23 protein-coding genes are annotated in these 15413 nt (G+C 56.2%); 21 read left to right on the top strand and 2 right to left on the bottom strand.

Annotated elements, in window-relative coordinates; genetic code table 11:
- Nucleotides 1-99: 99 nt before the first annotated feature.
- Together RDL66_RS06520 and RDL66_RS06515 are read right to left on the bottom strand one after the other, a co-directional pair.
- Complete coding sequence (locus tag RDL66_RS06520) at nucleotides 100-558, bottom strand: hypothetical protein (RefSeq protein ID WP_308536011.1); 459 nt, start codon at nucleotides 556-558, stop codon at nucleotides 100-102.
- Nucleotides 559-772: 214 nt separating this feature from the next.
- Nucleotides 773-1261, bottom strand: coding sequence for a carbonic anhydrase (locus RDL66_RS06515; RefSeq protein ID WP_308536009.1), 489 nt, complete (start codon nucleotides 1259-1261; stop codon nucleotides 773-775).
- A gap of 235 nt (nucleotides 1262-1496) precedes the next feature.
- Between RDL66_RS06515 and rplN the strand changes: the two genes are divergently transcribed.
- The 21 genes from rplN to rplQ all read left to right on the top strand — a co-directional run bounded on the left by rplN (nucleotide 1497) and on the right by rplQ (nucleotide 15260).
- Nucleotides 1497-1865: a 50S ribosomal protein L14 gene (gene rplN, locus RDL66_RS06510; protein ID WP_004008332.1), complete on the top strand. Its 369-nt coding sequence runs from the start codon at nucleotides 1497-1499 to the stop codon at nucleotides 1863-1865.
- Entirely contained in the window at nucleotides 1865-2239 is a 375-nt protein-coding gene (gene rplX, locus RDL66_RS06505; RefSeq protein ID WP_308536007.1) for a 50S ribosomal protein L24, read from the top strand. The genes rplN and rplX overlap by 1 nt, the downstream gene beginning before the upstream one ends.
- Complete coding sequence (gene rplE, locus RDL66_RS06500) at nucleotides 2239-2799, top strand: 50S ribosomal protein L5 (RefSeq protein WP_308536006.1); 561 nt, start codon at nucleotides 2239-2241, stop codon at nucleotides 2797-2799. The genes rplX and rplE overlap by 1 nt, the downstream gene beginning before the upstream one ends.
- Before the next feature lie 2 nt (nucleotides 2800-2801).
- Nucleotides 2802-2987, top strand: a complete 186-nt coding sequence (locus RDL66_RS06495) for a type Z 30S ribosomal protein S14 (RefSeq protein ID WP_004008329.1) — start codon at nucleotides 2802-2804, stop codon at nucleotides 2985-2987.
- 54 nt (nucleotides 2988-3041) lie between these two features.
- Nucleotides 3042-3440, top strand: a complete 399-nt coding sequence (rpsH, locus tag RDL66_RS06490) for a 30S ribosomal protein S8 (RefSeq protein WP_004008328.1) — start codon at nucleotides 3042-3044, stop codon at nucleotides 3438-3440.
- 11 nt (nucleotides 3441-3451) lie between these two features.
- A complete protein-coding gene (rplF, locus tag RDL66_RS06485; RefSeq protein WP_308536002.1) occupies nucleotides 3452-3985 on the top strand; it encodes a 50S ribosomal protein L6 in 534 nt (177 codons plus the stop codon).
- Between the two features lie 2 nt (nucleotides 3986-3987).
- Entirely contained in the window at nucleotides 3988-4359 is a 372-nt protein-coding gene (gene rplR, locus RDL66_RS06480; RefSeq protein ID WP_297722227.1) for a 50S ribosomal protein L18, read from the top strand.
- A 14-nt stretch (nucleotides 4360-4373) separates the two neighbouring features.
- On the top strand, nucleotides 4374-5114 hold the full coding sequence (rpsE, locus tag RDL66_RS06475) for a 30S ribosomal protein S5 (protein ID WP_297587286.1): 741 nt from the start codon (nucleotides 4374-4376) through the stop codon (nucleotides 5112-5114).
- Complete coding sequence (gene rpmD, locus RDL66_RS06470) at nucleotides 5114-5299, top strand: 50S ribosomal protein L30 (protein ID WP_299293216.1); 186 nt, start codon at nucleotides 5114-5116, stop codon at nucleotides 5297-5299. The genes rpsE and rpmD overlap by 1 nt, the downstream gene beginning before the upstream one ends.
- Nucleotides 5299-5862, top strand: a complete 564-nt coding sequence (rplO, locus tag RDL66_RS06465; protein WP_308535999.1) for a 50S ribosomal protein L15 — start codon at nucleotides 5299-5301, stop codon at nucleotides 5860-5862. The genes rpmD and rplO overlap by 1 nt, the downstream gene beginning before the upstream one ends.
- Before the next feature lie 122 nt (nucleotides 5863-5984).
- Nucleotides 5985-7280 (top strand): preprotein translocase subunit SecY, encoded by a 1296-nt coding sequence (gene secY, locus RDL66_RS06460; protein WP_299293478.1) that lies wholly within the window; start codon nucleotides 5985-5987, stop codon nucleotides 7278-7280.
- Nucleotides 7277-7858, top strand: a complete 582-nt coding sequence (locus RDL66_RS06455) for an adenylate kinase (RefSeq protein ID WP_308535996.1) — start codon at nucleotides 7277-7279, stop codon at nucleotides 7856-7858. The genes secY and RDL66_RS06455 overlap by 4 nt, the downstream gene beginning before the upstream one ends.
- A 4-nt stretch (nucleotides 7859-7862) precedes the next feature.
- Complete coding sequence (map, locus tag RDL66_RS06450) at nucleotides 7863-8732, top strand: type I methionyl aminopeptidase (RefSeq protein WP_308535994.1); 870 nt, start codon at nucleotides 7863-7865, stop codon at nucleotides 8730-8732.
- A gap of 171 nt (nucleotides 8733-8903) precedes the next feature.
- Nucleotides 8904-11276 (top strand): hypothetical protein, encoded by a 2373-nt coding sequence (locus RDL66_RS06445; RefSeq protein ID WP_308535992.1) that lies wholly within the window; start codon nucleotides 8904-8906, stop codon nucleotides 11274-11276.
- A 64-nt stretch (nucleotides 11277-11340) separates the two neighbouring features.
- Entirely contained in the window at nucleotides 11341-12009 is a 669-nt protein-coding gene (locus tag RDL66_RS06440) for a S26 family signal peptidase (protein WP_308535990.1), read from the top strand.
- A gap of 195 nt (nucleotides 12010-12204) precedes the next feature.
- The gene (gene infA, locus RDL66_RS06435) at nucleotides 12205-12426 is read left to right on the top strand and encodes a translation initiation factor IF-1 (RefSeq protein ID WP_036324108.1); all 222 of its coding nucleotides are present in this window, start codon (nucleotides 12205-12207) and stop codon (nucleotides 12424-12426) included.
- Between the two features lie 23 nt (nucleotides 12427-12449).
- Nucleotides 12450-12563, top strand: coding sequence for a 50S ribosomal protein L36 (gene rpmJ / locus RDL66_RS06430; RefSeq protein WP_004008316.1), 114 nt, complete (start codon nucleotides 12450-12452; stop codon nucleotides 12561-12563).
- A 185-nt stretch (nucleotides 12564-12748) separates the two neighbouring features.
- Complete coding sequence (rpsM, locus tag RDL66_RS06425) at nucleotides 12749-13123, top strand: 30S ribosomal protein S13 (protein ID WP_308535987.1); 375 nt, start codon at nucleotides 12749-12751, stop codon at nucleotides 13121-13123.
- Nucleotides 13124-13135: 12 nt separating this feature from the next.
- Nucleotides 13136-13531, top strand: a complete 396-nt coding sequence (rpsK, locus tag RDL66_RS06420; protein WP_282922074.1) for a 30S ribosomal protein S11 — start codon at nucleotides 13136-13138, stop codon at nucleotides 13529-13531.
- A gap of 166 nt (nucleotides 13532-13697) precedes the next feature.
- Nucleotides 13698-14684 (top strand): DNA-directed RNA polymerase subunit alpha, encoded by a 987-nt coding sequence (locus tag RDL66_RS06415; RefSeq protein ID WP_299293196.1) that lies wholly within the window; start codon nucleotides 13698-13700, stop codon nucleotides 14682-14684.
- Between the two features lie 33 nt (nucleotides 14685-14717).
- Nucleotides 14718-15260: a 50S ribosomal protein L17 gene (rplQ, locus tag RDL66_RS06410; protein ID WP_308535983.1), complete on the top strand. Its 543-nt coding sequence runs from the start codon at nucleotides 14718-14720 to the stop codon at nucleotides 15258-15260.
- Nucleotides 15261-15413: the final 153 nt, after the last annotated feature.

The following is a 15413-nucleotide window of genomic DNA, read 5'->3' as shown; positions in this document are numbered from 1 at the left end:
AGCCAGAAAGGCGATGACTTGGGGCGTTATAAAAACCATGATGGGCCTCACCCGCAGGTAAGACCCATCAAAAGGGCTCGTTATGGAACCGAGATCGATTTAGATGGCGCTCAAAACGGGCAAAAGTCCCGCGCTCGTGTCGCTAGCCATTCCCAGAATCGCCAGTCCTCCCACAACCGCCATGATGATATTGATACCGATAACAACTAGTCCCAAAATCGTAAATACCATAGCGACTATGGTCCAAGTCTTTAGTTTCGAGGTGGGTTCCATGTTCTGGGCCACCATCTCATTTTTCGCCTTGCTGCCCATATACCAGGCGATAGGTGAGCAAGGCCAAAAGAAGATGCCGATAATAGCCAGTGCCATCAGGGTCTGTTCTTGGGGATGCTCATAAGGGCGGGCGAACTGGCCGGGCATGGGTTGCCCCATCGGTTGGCCGGGAATTGGTTGCCCCATCGGTTGCCCGGGCATGGGCTGGCCAGGCATGGGCTGGCCGGGTTGCGATCCGGGAACTTGACCGGGATTGCTCTGCTGGGGTTGATAAGGGTTGGACATAATTCCTCCTAAAGAATAAACAGCAACACCTGAGTCAAATTTATCAGGAAAATTCCTCGTTTTGCTACCCTTCAATAACAGCGGGCTTCAGGAAATTTTGAGCAGCGCAAACCCTGAACAGTATCAGAGAACCTGGGATGCAGAAATGGCATCGGACTGCTGGGCTTGGATGCCAGGCAGTCTATCAAGTTGCAGCAGCTAAACGAGCTGGAATTTAACACACTTGGGTGACTTGTCCGGTCTCTACGTCATACATAAATCCGCCAACTTCGGCAAACCCTTTAATCAGGGGGTGGTTGCGCAGAGTCTCCACGTCATCACGCAAATGTTGGTCTTGGTTCGGGTCTGCGCCAAAGACCAAATCTCCAACGGGTTGTCCAGCTTGTTTGGCAATAATGGCTCGAAGTCCCGCTTCGTCAGTGGAAGCCATGGTGCAATTGGTGTGTTCCAGCACCATAATTCGGTCCACATTTAGTTTATGAACCGCTGCGATGGCACCAGCCAACGTGCCGGGCTTCAAGAATCCGCCGGGAGTGCGCAGAACCTTGGCCTGTCCAACCTTTAGCCCAAAAATCTCGAGAGGATCAAGACGGGAATCCATACAAGTCACAATCAGCAACCCATGCGCGGGAGCGCCGGGAAGTCCACGGTAGGGGAAATTGTTGGCGTATTGAGCATTAGCTTGTAAGAGATCATCAAACACAGTCTCAGCTTAGCGGTTTTCGCAACGGGACGAATACCGGTTTGGCTGCGGTTTGCCACCCCCGCCAATAAATACTAAACTTGGAGGGTTGCTTTTGGCTGAGACCTCTCACAAATGTGTCTGTGTCAGCCAGGGGTTTCAATTCCGCCCGTTTGAGGTGGGATTTGTGCGCCCTTGCAACGCAAGATAGGTTCGGCAAGGCTCTATTGAGAACCGGCCAGACGAAGGAGAAAAGATGATTCAGCAGGAGTCGCGACTGAAGGTCGCCGACAACACGGGGGCTAAGGAAATCCTTTGCATCCGTGTGATGGGCGGCTCGAAGCGACGCTACGCCGGCATCGGCGACACCATTGTCGCGACCGTCAAGGATGCTATCCCTGGCGGCAACGTGAAAAAGGGTGAGGTCGTCAAGGCTGTCGTAGTCCGCACTAAAAAGGAAACCCGCCGCAAGGACGGTTCCTACATTCGTTTCGACGAGAACGCCGCTGTAATCCTCAAGAACGATGAGGAGCCGCGTGGCACCCGTATTTTCGGGCCCGTCGGGCGTGAACTTCGTGAAAAGAAGTTCATGCGTATTATTTCACTCGCCCCGGAGGTGATCTGATGGCAGCAAAGTTGAAGGTTGGCGACGAAGTCGTGGTGATAACTGGCCGCGACAAGGGCAAGCATGGCCGGATTCTGCGAATCGACCGGAAGCGCGAACGCGTGGTGGTCGAGGGCATCATGATGATGAAGCACCACAATAAGGCGGGGCGGACCCATCAGGGTCCGACTGGAGGCATCGAAACGAAAGAGGCCTCCATCCACATTTCCAACGTGATGTACTACGAGCCCGCGGCCGCCAAGGCCAAGCTCGGCAACACGACCAAGAAGATCGCGGGTACCCGGGTGGGGATGCGCGAAGAGGTCGTCGATCGCGATGGTAAAGAAAAGACCGTCCGGATTCGCGTGTCCAAAGCTACCGGGAAGGATCTGTAATGGCAGAGGAAAAATACACCCCGCGGCTTAAGACCAAGTACCGCGAAGAAATCAAGGGCCAGCTGCTCAAGGAATTCCAGCACCAGAATGTCAACCAAGTTGGCGGTTTGGAAAAGATCGTCGTGAACATGGGTGTGGGTGCCGCCGCGCACGACCACAAGCTCATGGAAGGCGCTATCTCTGACCTGTCCACCATTACTGGCCAGAAGCCGGTGGTTGACAAGGCTCGCAAGTCCATCGCTCAGTTCAAGTTGCGTGAAGGGTCCCCGATTGGGGCTCACGTCACCCTGCGCGGCGATCGGATGTGGGAGTTCCTCGATCGTTTGCTGTCCACGGCTCTGCCGCGTATCCGCGACTTCCGTGGTCTGAGCTCCAAGCAGTTTGACGGTCACGGAAACTATACTTTCGGTTTGACCGAGCAGTCCGTGTTCCACGAAATCAACCAAGACGATATTGACCACGTGCGCGGCATGGACATCACGGTCGTAACCACCGCCGCAACTGATGACGAAGGCCGGGCGCTGCTGAAGTACCTCGGTTTCCCGTTCAAGGAGGATTAACAATGGCAAAAACCGCTTTGAAGAACAAGGCTGCCCGTAAACCCAAGTTTGCGGTGCGTGCCTACACCCGGTGCCAGCGCTGTGGTCGCCCTCATTCGGTGTATCGCAAGTTTGGCTTGTGCCGTATCTGCCTGCGTGAGATGGCCCATAACGGCGAACTCCCCGGCGTTAAGAAGTCTTCCTGGTAAACACATTAGGGGGCAGGTCGATTACGAAACCGCCTCAGAAAGGGCCCAAGCCCAATGACAATGACTGATCCCATAGCAGACATGCTGACACGTCTGCGCAACGCCAGCTCGGCGTACCACGAGTCGGTATCTATGCCGTACTCGAAAATGAAGGCCGCTATCGCGAACATTCTTCAGACTGAGGGTTACATCAAAGACTACGAAGTCGAGGAAGCGCGAGTCGGCAAAACTTTGACGCTTAACTTAAAGTACGGCGCCAAACGTGAACGCGCGATTTCCGGTGTGAAACGCGTCTCCAAGCCCGGTTTGCGGGTGTATGCAAAGTCCACCAAACTGCCGAAGGTCCTGGGCGGCCTGGGCGTGGCGATTATTTCGTCCTCGTCCGGTATGCTCACTGACCGCGAGGCAGCCGACAAGGGTGTAGGCGGAGAAGTTATCGCCTACATCTGGTAAAGGAGGCTGACATGTCGCGTATCGGTAAGATTCCGGTGGAAATTCCCGCCGGTGTGGAAGTAAACATCAATGGACAAGACGTTTCTGTCAAGGGTCCCAAGGGTACCTTGACCATGTCCGTGGCCGCCCCGATTACCGCCAAGGTTGACGGGTCGACCGTGGTCGTGAGCCGTCCCGATGATGAACGTGAGTCCCGTTCTTTACATGGCTTGACTCGCACCCTCATCGCCAACATGGTTGAGGGTGTCACCAACGGATATTCCAAGGTTCTGGAGATCCAGGGCACTGGTTACCGTGTCAATCAAAAGGGTGCTGGTCTGGAGTTCCAGCTCGGTTTTTCGCACCCCGTCAATGTGGAGCCCCCGGAGGGCATCACGTTCAAGGTGGAAGGCAACCGGGTTACCGTCGAGGGTACCTCGAAGGAACTGGTTGGCGAGGTCGCCTCGAATCTGCGCAAGATTCGTCCGCCGGAGCCTTACAAGGGCAAAGGTGTGCGCTATCTGGGTGAGAATGTTCGCCGCAAGGTCGGAAAGGCAGGTAAGTAATCATGGCTTATTCTGTAAAGGGTAAAGGCAAGCGTCTGTCGCGTCTGCGTCGCCACCAGCGGGTTCGTAAGAACATGTTCGGGTCGGCGGAAAAGCCGCGTTTGGTAGTGACCCGTTCTAACCGGCACATGGTCGCCCAGCTCGTCAACGATTACGAGCACAAGACTATTGTGAGCGCTTCCACCATGGAAGACGCTTTGCGCGGTGCTAAGGACAACAAGGTGGCCAAGGCGACTGAAGTTGGCAAACTCATTGCACAGCGTGCCAAAGCCGCTGGAATCACCCAGTGTGTGTTTGATCGCGGTGGAAATATGTATCACGGTCGCGTCGCGGCTGTGGCTGAAGGTGCCCGCGAGGGCGGACTGAGTCTGTAAGGAAAGTTGAGAAAATGGCTGAACAAGAACAGCAGATTACAGGCGAGACCGCAGACTCTGTGGACCAGACCACGGATCTGGGTGCGAATGATGCCCAGGATCGTGGCGGTCGCCGGGAGCGCCGCGGAAATCGCCGTGAACGCGATGACCGCCGTGACAATCGTCGTGGCGGCAGCGCTGATGACAAATACATTGAACGTGTGGTGACCATCAACCGCGTGTCCAAGGTGGTGAAGGGCGGTCGTAACATGTCCTTCTGCGCTCTGGTTGTGGTTGGCGACGGGGAAGGTACCGTCGGTGTTGGTTACGGCAAGGCTAAGGAAGTTCCGGCAGCAATCGCTAAGGGTGTGGAAGAGGCTAAGAAGTCCATGTTCCATGTCCCGATGATTCGCCACACCATCGTCCACGAGGTTCTCGGTGAGGACGCCGCGGGTGTAGTGCTGCTCAAGCCTGCTTCCCCCGGTACCGGTGTAATCGCCGGCGGTCCGGTGCGTGCGGTTATGGAATGCGCCGGAATTCGCGACGTTTTGTCCAAGTCTTTGGGCTCTGACAATGCGTTGAACATTGTGCGCGGCGCCGTGGCTGCTTTGAAACAACTGGAGCAGCCGGAGGCCGTTGCGGCTCGCCGCGGCCTGCCGCTGGAGCGCGTGGCTCCTGCCGGGATGCTGCGGGCTCGTGCCGAAGGCGAAGCTCAGGTGCGCGCCGAAGCGGTTAAAGCCGAAGCTGAATTGGCTGCCGAAGGAGTGAGTGCGTAATGGCTAAGAACCTGAAAATCACTCAGGTGAAGTCCACGATTGGTTCCTCGCGAGATCAGCGGGCGACTGTGGCTTCCTTGGGATTAAAGAAAATTCGTCAGTCTGTGGTACACCCCGATAACCCGGCCGTGCGCGGCCAGGTTCATAAGGTGCGCCACCTAGTTAGCGTGGAGGAGGTCGACTGATGAGCGAGAGCGAAGAGGAAAAGACCGCTGCGGAAAAGCCCGCGGCAAAGAAAGCTCCGGCCGCTGCCAAGAAGCCGGCAGCCGCCGCTACAAAGGCTGCAGCCAGCGACAACGTACAGGTGACGTACCTGCACGATTTGCGTCCGGCTCCGGGCTCTAACAAAGCCAGGACTCGTGTCGGCCGCGGTGAAGGTTCGAAGGGTAAAACTTCGGGCCGCGGCACCAAGGGCACCAAGGCGCGTTACCAGGTGCCCCTGGGCTTTGAGGGTGGCCAGATGCCCATGCATATGCGTCTGCCCAAGTTGCGTGGCTTTAAGAACCCATTTCATGTCGAGTACCAGGTAGTGAACCTGGATCGCCTGTCCGAAGTGTTCCCCGAGGGCGGCACTTTGACGGTTGACGACTTGGTTGACAAGGGTCTGGTCCGCAAGAATTGCCTGGTCAAGGTGCTGGGAACCGGCGAGGCGACAGCCAAGTTTGACTTGACTGTAGACGCTTGGTCCAGCTCAGCTAAGACGAAAGTTGAGGCGCAAGGCGGGTCCTTGACCGCACGCGTTCGTTAAGGATTACGGCGGGGTACACCAACGGTACCCCGCCGTTTCCACCAAACTCTGTTGAACCGGTATCATGTTTAGCTAGGAAGTGAGCTGCGCTCACCGACGTGCCGAAAAACTTTGGAGGACACTTGTTTACCGCTTTTATTCAGGCTTTCAAAACGCCTGATCTTCGTAAGAAGCTGTTGTTCACCTTCTTTATCATGGCTCTGTTCCGCTGGGGTTCGTTTATCCCCCTGCCGGGTGTTGACTATGCCGCGCTAAAGTCGGTCATCGCTGATGTTCAGAACAACGGGTCGCTGCTCGACTTGGTGAACATGTTTTCCGGCGGCGCTTTGCTGCAGCTCTCTGTTTTCGCCCTGGGCATCATGCCCTACATCACGGCCTCGATTATCATCCAGCTACTGCGCGTAGTCATTCCTCGTTTTGAGGACCTGCACAAGGAAGGTCAGACCGGTCAAGCGAAGCTGACCCAGTACACGCGTTACCTGACTATTGCCTTGGGCGTGCTGCAATCAACTTCCATCATCACCGCGGCGCGCACTGGCACACTGTTCGGCCGCGCCTCGAATGCAAAGATTATCCCCTCGGATTCCGCCTGGATTTTTATTCTCCAGATTCTGGTGATGACGGCCGCTACCGGCTTGATTATGTGGATGGGCGAGCTGATTACCGAAAAAGGTGTCGGCAACGGTATGTCCATCCTGATTTTCACCTCTATCATCGCTAACTTGCCGCGAAAGCTGTTCGCCATCGCCGGAGGTAACGGCGGTATTCAAAAGTTCTTGGCGATTATAGCCCTGATTCTGCTGGTGACCTTGGCTGTGGTCTATGTAGAACAGTCCATGCGTCGTATCCCGGTGCAGTACGCCAAGCGCATGGTGGGACGCCGGATGTACGGCGGAACCACCACCTACATTCCGCTAAAGATTAATATGTCCGGCGTTATCCCGGTCATTTTTGCGTCCTCGATTCTGTCCCTGCCGATGATGCTGGCCCAGTTCGGTGACCAAAATGCCAAGTGGATTCAGTGGATTAGCATGAACTTCCGTTCCAGCTCCTGGTTCTACCTGGTGGTTTACGGCTTGCTGACTTTCGCTTTCGCGTTCTTCTATACCTCGATTACTTTCAACCCCGAGGAAGTCGCGGACAACATGAAGAAGTACGGCGGCTTCGTCCCCGGTTTGCGCGCGGGGCGTCCCACGGCTGACTACCTGCACTACGTGATGACCCGAATCACTACGGCCGGTGCGGTCTACTTGACCATCGTGGCTCTGATTCCCCAGATTGCGATGGTCGCTATGAACGTGCCCCAATTACCTTTCGGTGGTACTACAATTCTGATTATTGTTGGCGTTGGCCTGCAAACCGTGAAGGACATCAACGCCCAACTGCATCAGCACCACTACGAAGGATTCATGGCATGACGAAAAATTTGGTGATTATGGGCCCTCCCGGCGCGGGTAAAGGGACCCACGCCAAAGAAATCGCCGCACACTTCAATATCCCTTGGATTTCTACCGGAGATATTTTCCGTAAACACAAGGCGGAAAAAACTGAACTGGGCAAGCTCATCGAGTCTTATATCGACAAGGGCGAGTTTGTTCCTGATTCCGTCACGGACCGGATTGTCTGCGAGCGCATCAGTCAGACCGATGCCACGGCGGGCTTTCTGCTTGACGGCTATCCTCGCTCCATTCCCCAGGCTAAGGTGCTCAAAGCGGTATTGGCTGAGACCAACGAGCGGGTGGACGCGGCGATTTATCTAGATGTCAGCGCCGCGGAAGTTGAGCGGCGGCTGTTGAAGCGCGCCGAAATCGAAGGCCGTACCGACGACACTCCTGAAGTCATCGAGCACCGCCTCGAGGTGTTTTTCACAGCCACGCGGCCCTTGCTGGACTATTATGAGCAGGAGGGTGTGTTGCGCAAGGTCGATGGGGAGGGCACCATTTCTGAGATTGCTCAGCGTTTGCTTACGGTGATGGAAGAAATCGAAGGGAAATAGCTCGGTGTCAGTCCAAGACCGGCGCATTGAGATTAAGTCCACCAATCAAATCCTGAAAATGCGTCGTGCTGGAATGGTGGTTGTCGCGATTCACCAGGCCCTGCGGGAGGCTTGTGAGCCGGGCATCACCACCGGAGAACTGGATCAAATCAGCGCTGCCGTCATCAAACGCATGGGCGCGAAGTCCAACTTCTTGGGTTACGACGGTTTTCCCGCTACGGTCTGTATTTCGATTAACGAACAGGTCGTCCACGGGATTCCGGGCAATCGGGTGCTGCAGTTTGGCGACTTGGTGAGCTTTGATTGCGGCGCCTACATTGTGGACAACGCTTCGCGCCAATGGCACGGCGACGCCGCATTTTCAATGATTTGCGGCGGTGAAGCACATGCTCGTCCCGAAGATTTGCAGCTGCTTTCCACGACCGAACGTGCCCTGTGGTCTGCGATAGCCGCCCTGGCAAACGCCAAGCACCTGGGTGAAATTGGTGACGCTGTTGAGAAAGTCGTGGCGGAAGACACGCTTCGTTACGGCTGGGAGGCCGGCATCGTAGAGGAGTATGTGGGTCATGGCATCGGTACCGCCATGCACCAGGCTCCGGATGTGTTGAACTATTCCACCCGTTCTCATGGCCCAAAGATTAAACCGGGCATGGTGCTGGCCATAGAACCCATGCTGACCCGTGGCGGTTCCGTCACCAAGGAACTGTCCGACGGTTGGACGGCAGTGACTGTAGACGGGTCCAGAGCGGCCCACTTTGAGCACACGGTCGCGGTTCTGCCCGGCGGAGTGTGGGTTTTGACGGCTCCGGACGGGGGACGAGCCGGGTTGGCTCCCTTCGGTCTTTCACCGCGGGCAATCGCACCCCGCGGTTGAGTCTTTTTCTGTAGTTTCACTTTTCCTTAGTTTCGGTTTACTGTCAGTTTGGGCTAATGACCTTTTAAAGTGGCAAGTTTTAGTGCTGGATTTCGGTTTCGCCTAGGGAGCCTAATATAGAATAATTAGAGCTGTGCCGTCCGGCACTGTGAATGGCAAGGAGAATAGAACGTGGCTGAAAGCAGCAACCCCGCAACCCCCTCTCGTTTCGACATGGGAGGGCAACGGTTTTCCCGGTTTGTTCCCGAAGACGATGGGTATCGTCCCCCGACTCTGACGGCTCAGGGCCGCGAGGATGTGGAGCGCTTGCGGGCCAAAGTGCGCAAGCATAATCCCGGTTACATCTACACGAACGGTGTTTCCTTGCCGTCTCAGCTGCCCAGTGTGCCCGAACTGTTAGATGAACTGGCCAGCCACGTGCGTTCCGCGCGCACTGACCAGTCAATCCCCAATACTCCCTTGCCTGAGGTCGAAACTTCCGAACTTGCCAAGGCTGGTTTTGACTGGAAAGCCATCGCGGATTGCGCCATCGAGGCTCTCGAAACAGGGTCACGCCGTCCGTTACCGCTGGCTAACGACCCGGCGGCAGCCGAGATTCCCGGTCTGGATATCATCGCGGCCTCGCGTGCGACGACGACACCACCCCCGCCCCCGGCTGAGCAGGCGACGCAGCCGCAGCCGGAAGCGGCACCTGAAATGCCGGAGGAATCCGAACCGGAGACTGTGCCGGAAGCAGCCCCTGCCACTCCCGCCGACTGGGAGTCCAGCGAGGCGACCTGGACAGAAACTGCCCCAGCTCCAGCGGACGCAGCCCAGCCCCTGGCTCCGGAAGTTGGTGTACCCCTGACTCACGCTCCTGATATGGCCACTTCTGAAACTGAGGTACCCGAGGAAGTCTTACCTCTGCTCGGAGAGCCTATGGCTCCTGCCGAACCTGCTGCGGACACGGATGCGCCTGTCCCTGACCAGGAGTTGCCTGAGAGCGAAGCGCCGGAAGCCGCACAGGAAGTTACCGAGCTTTGGTCTGAGCCCGAAGAGCTTGCCGCCATTGACGCAGAGGAAATAGAGATTTCCGAGGAGCTGCCTGAACAGTTGCCTCAGGACTTGGCTGAGGAACTGCCGGAGGACTTGCTTGAGCAGTTGCCGGAAGAGATTTCCGAGGAGCTGCCCGAACAGTTGCCTGAGGAGCTTCCCGTTGAGCCAGCGGAGGGTGAATCGACCGAACAGACTCTCGCCGCAGAAATTTCCGCCGTGGAAGACTTAGTGAGTCAGCGCGTCTATGACGACGACGTGCTGGAGTCTGAAGGCAATGACGACGAACTGTTTGTCGGCGATGTCGAAGGTGAAGTGGCGCATTGGGAGGTCAACCCCGAGGAAGCCCCGGAAGTCCCCTCGTTGGAGCCAGACCAGCTCGCGGCCACGTCAGATGAGGCACCGGCTGAGGTAGCTTCCGAAACTGAACTTGAGGCCAATCTTGAGCAAACCGAGCTGCCCGAAGGCGCGGAAGTCGCCGAGGAACTGCCGGCAGCTGCGCTGCTGGAGGAAACGGAAATCAACGAGCCGCAGCTGGAAACCGAGCTAACCCTGCAAGACTCCGCCTCCGCGGAGTCGGCGGATGAGGCCACCCCTGAACTTTCCGAGGAAACCCCGGTTGAGGACCTGGAAGCGGCAGATATTCCGGAAACTGATTTGCTCGCGGAACTCCCTGAGGGACTCCCCGAAGATCTGCCTGAGGAACTCCCTGAAGAACTGCCTGAGCAAGTCCCAGATTTGTCGGCAGCCCACATAGGGGAGGATTTCACCGAAACTGACGTGGACTTGGCGGATTTGGATTTGGGTGAGTTGGAGGATCTGGAACCCGAACTTGAGACGACCGAACTTGAGTTAACCGAACTTGAGACGACCGAGCTCGAGACTACCGAGGAACCCGGTCTTGACGAGCCGCTAGAGGAACCCGCCGGTACTGACACGGAAAATCAGGTCGAACCTGCGGACGAAATCCCCGTTGAACTGCCCGAGGACCTCCAAACTGCAGAGGAAACGGCTTTGCCTGGCAGCGAGGCCATTGGGATGGAGGAACCCGAACCGGATTCTCCACAAGATTCCGATGCGGTCAATCTCGAAGAAGTCGACTCAGTTGTGGATTCAGAGTCCGAAGTTTTCTTTGCAGCGCCCACAACCACGTCAGATGAAATGACCGGGAATGATACCGTTGCGGAAAACGAAGAGAGCGAACCTAATGCAGCTGACCTGCCATATCTGGGCGAAAACGCTGAGGATATGCTGGTCCAAGCCGACGGGGCTGAGCACGACGCTAGCGAGGAGGAACTGCCTTTCGAGATTCCCCAAGTTCAAGGCGACATTCCCGAAGCTATGCAAGAGGGATTCCCCGAATGGGAACCGACCATGAGCTCGGAGGCCGCGCCAGGAGCTGATGAGGAACTGTTCGCCGCTGGTGGGCAAGACGGCCCAGCCGAGGCCGAACCGGCCAAACAGGGATTCTTTTCCAAGCTTTTTTCCAAGAAGTCAAAGAAGGCTCGTTGAAGGACCACACCCACCAGCCATTAACAGGTAAAATACCAGTACGCCCAGGGAGGTGAGCTCAGACATGAGCATGCAGACTAACCGCATTGTTTCGCTGCTGAACAAGCAGTCTCAGCACCCTTTGCGTAATGCCATCTTTTTCATGATTGGCTGGGTCATCCTTATCCTGGTGGGCGTATCTTTCATCATGACCACCGTGATTCCTCGAACCCAAGGTTACGTCGCCACAACCATTCCCGACGATTCGATGCGCCCAACTTTATCCCAATCAGATTTGCTGCTGTTCCAAAAGATTCGCCAGCAGGGAGCTCAACAGCTCAACCCTGATGAAATCATTGCTTATCAGCCGACCGAAGCGGTGAAATATAAGATTGCGCGAGTCAGCGAAGTCATGGGATCCGGCGACGAAATGCAGTTCAGCGTAAAGTTTGACAACCCCCAAGCGGAGGCTAGTGACGAAACGGTAACGTTGGATATGGTTCGTGGCACGCTACGTTACAAGATTCCGTTTTGCGGAATCCTGTTCCCGCTGCTTCCCCCTCCGGCAGTCTCATTCCTATTGATTTTTGTCGCTCAGCTGCTGCTGATTTATGCCGGATGGCAAATTGGCACTTCCATGATTAATGCCCGCGACCCCCAACGCCAGGCACGAGCGGCGCGGTTGCGGACCGCGGCCTTGGCCGGAAACCTGGAAACCACGCGACAGCGGTTGCGCCGCCAGGGTCTGAAGTAGCCCCAGCAGGATGTTTCCGTATTTTGCCCGCTCGAGTTGGCTGGTTTGCAAGTGCAGCGGCGGGGTTCGGTAAATTTGGCGTTTGGTGGAAAAAAGGTTTAGGATTATCCTTTGGACTGTCTGACGGCGGGAGTGCCTGCTTAATGACGGATTCTGATGATCCAAAAGACATTTTGCGGAGGATTGGTTAGCCCTATGGGGAAAAAAGACGGAGTCATCGAGGTCGAAGGTACAGTAGTAGAGGCCTTGCCTAATGCGATGTTCCGGGTGCAACTGGCCAATGAACATGTGGTTTTGGCGCATATTTCAGGTAAAATGCGCCAGCATTACATCCGTATCCTGCCGGAGGATCGTGTGGTAGTCGAGTTGAGTCCTTACGACCTCACTCGAGGCCGTATAGTATATCGCTACAAATAAACTGGCCTAACTCGGAGGAAATGATGAAGGTTAACCCCAGCGTCAAACCCATCTGCGATAAGTGCAAGGTGATTCGCCGGCACGGTCGCGTGATGGTGATTTGCGAAAACCCGCGCCACAAGCAGCGTCAGGGCTAAGTCCCGACGCGTCGCTCTCGGCGCATGACCCGGTTTGGGTCAAGCACCCGCCAGCGGCTGGTCGTCTCACCTGAAGTTTCAGGTGTCACGAGAGCCGTAACCCTCGGTATCAGGGGCCGAGGCCGCGCTGTTGAAAGTGCGGGAGGCAGGGTGACGGCCTCTGAATAAGAAAACAGGAGAAACACATGGCACGCCTTGTAGGTGTGGATTTGCCGCGCGAAAAGCGCATGGAAATCGCTTTAACATATATTTACGGGATTGGACGTACCCGTGCGATGGAAACCTTGGAAGCGACCGGCGTGAGCCCGGATACGCGGGCCAAGGATCTTACTGAAGACGAATTGATTGCCTTGCGCGATTTCATTCAGGCCAACTACAAGGTCGAGGGTGATTTGCGTCGTGAAGTTGCCGCGGATATTCGCCGCAAGATTGAAATCAATTGCTATCAGGGGCGTCGTCACCGTGCGGGCTTGCCGGTGCACGGCCAGCGCACCAAGACTAATGCGCGTTCCCGCAAGGGACCCAAGCGCACTGTTGCCGGTAAGAAGAAAGCGAAGTAAGGGGGATAAATCATGGCAGGTAAGCCTCAAGCCACTAAATCGCGCCGCAAGGAACGTAAGAACGTTACCGAAGGCAATGCTTATATCAAATCCACTTTTAACAACACCATTGTGTCCATCACGGATCCTTCTGGTGCGGTTATTGCTTGGTCGTCCTCCGGCCAGGTCGGTTTCAAGGGCTCGCGTAAGTCCACGCCCTTCGCAGCACAGCTGGCTGCGGAAGCCGCAGCTCGCCGTGCGCAGGAATTCGGCCTGAAGAAGGTTGACGTGTTTGTTAAGGGGCCGGGTTCTGGTCGTGAAACCGCGATTCGTACCCTGACTGCTACCGGTCTGGAAGTTGGTTCCATCCAGGATGTAACTCCTCAGGCCCACAACGGCTGCCGCCCTCCGAAGCGTCGCCGCGTCTGATTGCGCTTGTCCGGGCCGGCTGAGCCGTTGGCGTACCTCACCAGGGACGAGCGGCGGCTCAAACGGATTCGGAAAATTTACTTTCAAACAACAATACTCAAATCCCCTCGCCAAGGATTTGGAGCCTGAACCGGTGTGGTGGCGGATGCCGGAAAGGAAATCAACAGTGCTTATTCAAGCGCAACCGAAGCTGACTGAAGAAGTTATTAATGACCAGCGCTCTCGTTTCACGATTGAGCCTTTGGAACCGGGTTTCGGGTACACTCTGGGAAACTCCCTGCGTCGCACCCTGCTGTCCTCGATTCCGGGTTCGGCAGTGACCTCCATCAAAATTGAGGGGGCTCTGCACGAATTCACAACCCTGCCGGGTGTGAAAGAGGACGTGACTCAGATCGTTTTGAACATCAAGGAAATCGTCCTGTCCTCGGACAATGATGAGCCCGTGGTGATGTATCTGCGCAAGACCGGGGAAGGCGAAGTCACCGTGGGTGACATTATGCCTCCGGCCGGCGTGGTGATACACAACCCGGAACAGCACATTGCCACGTTGAACAAAGACGGCAAGCTGGAAATCGAACTGACAGTGGAACGCGGCCGCGGCTACGTTTCCGCGTCTCAGAACAAGGACCCGGAAGCCGAGATTTCGCGCATTCCGGTCGATTCCATCTATTCCCCGGTCCTCAAGGTGTCCTACCGAGTGGAGGCCACTCGTGTGGAACAGCGCACCGACTTCGATCGTTTGGTCGTCGATGTGGAAACCAAGAAAGCCATCCTTCCGCGTGACGCGATGGCTTCCGCAGGCAAGACCTTGGTGGAGCTGTTTGGGCTGGCTCGGGACTTGAACCAAGACGCCGAAGGCATCGAATTGGGGCCGTCCGGAAACGATGCGGCTCTGGCTGAAGATTTGGCTATGTCGGTCGAGGACTTGGATTTGACCTCCCGTGCGTTGAACTGCCTGACCCGTGAAGGTATCAACACGGTAGGCGACCTGGTGGCTCGCTCCCAGGCGGACCTGCTGGATATTCGCAACTTTGGTCAGAAATCCATTGATGAAATCAAGGAAAAACTGGCTGGGATGGGAATGTCTTTGAAAGATACCCCGATGCCTGCCCTTGAAGGCGCAGATATGCCCCAGTTCAGTGACGAAAACTAACTTTTGAGACAATATTAAGGAGAATTAAGAATCATGCCTAAGCCCACGAAAGGCCCCCGTTTGGGTGGTAGCCCCTCTCATGAGCGGATTATGCTCGCGAACCTGGCCTGCTCCCTGTTTGATAACGAAACCGTGACCACCACTGAAGCTCGTGCCAAGCGTCTCCAGCCGTTGGCTGAGAAGCTCATCACCAAGGCTCGCCGCGGTGACTTGCACTCTCGCCGCCAGGTGCTGTCGAAGTTGCACAACAAGGCTACTGTCGCCAAGTTGTTTGAGGAAATCGCTCCTGCCATCGATAAAGACCGTGAGGGTGGTTACACTCGCGTCATAAAGGTGGGAAACCGCAAGGGCGACAACGCTCCGCTGGCGGAAATCTCTTTGGTGCTTGAGGGCGTCGAAAAGAAGAAGAAGGCCAAGCCGGCCACACCAAAGAAGGCCGCCGCTAAGCCCGAAGAAGCCAAGCCGGAAGAAACTCAGCCCGAAGCGAAGGACGCTGCTGAGGAAAAGCCCGCGGCTCCTGCTGAAGACCAGGCCGAGGCTAAGACCGAGGAAACCCCGGAAGAGAAGGCTGAGTAAGCTGATTCATCTTTCCCGGAGGGCTGGGTTCGCAAGGACCTGGCCCTCCGGATTTTTATCAGATGCGCCACAAATTCGCCGCAAAACGGCAAGGATGGATAGTATGTCCAGCAGCCCTAGAGTGAACGCGGTTTTAGTCCGCATGACGCGCGG

This window comes from uncultured Mobiluncus sp. (genome assembly GCF_902488535.1).
GTDB lineage: Bacteria > Actinomycetota > Actinomycetes > Actinomycetales > Actinomycetaceae > Mobiluncus.
This window is presented reverse-complemented; position numbering and strand designations above follow the sequence as displayed.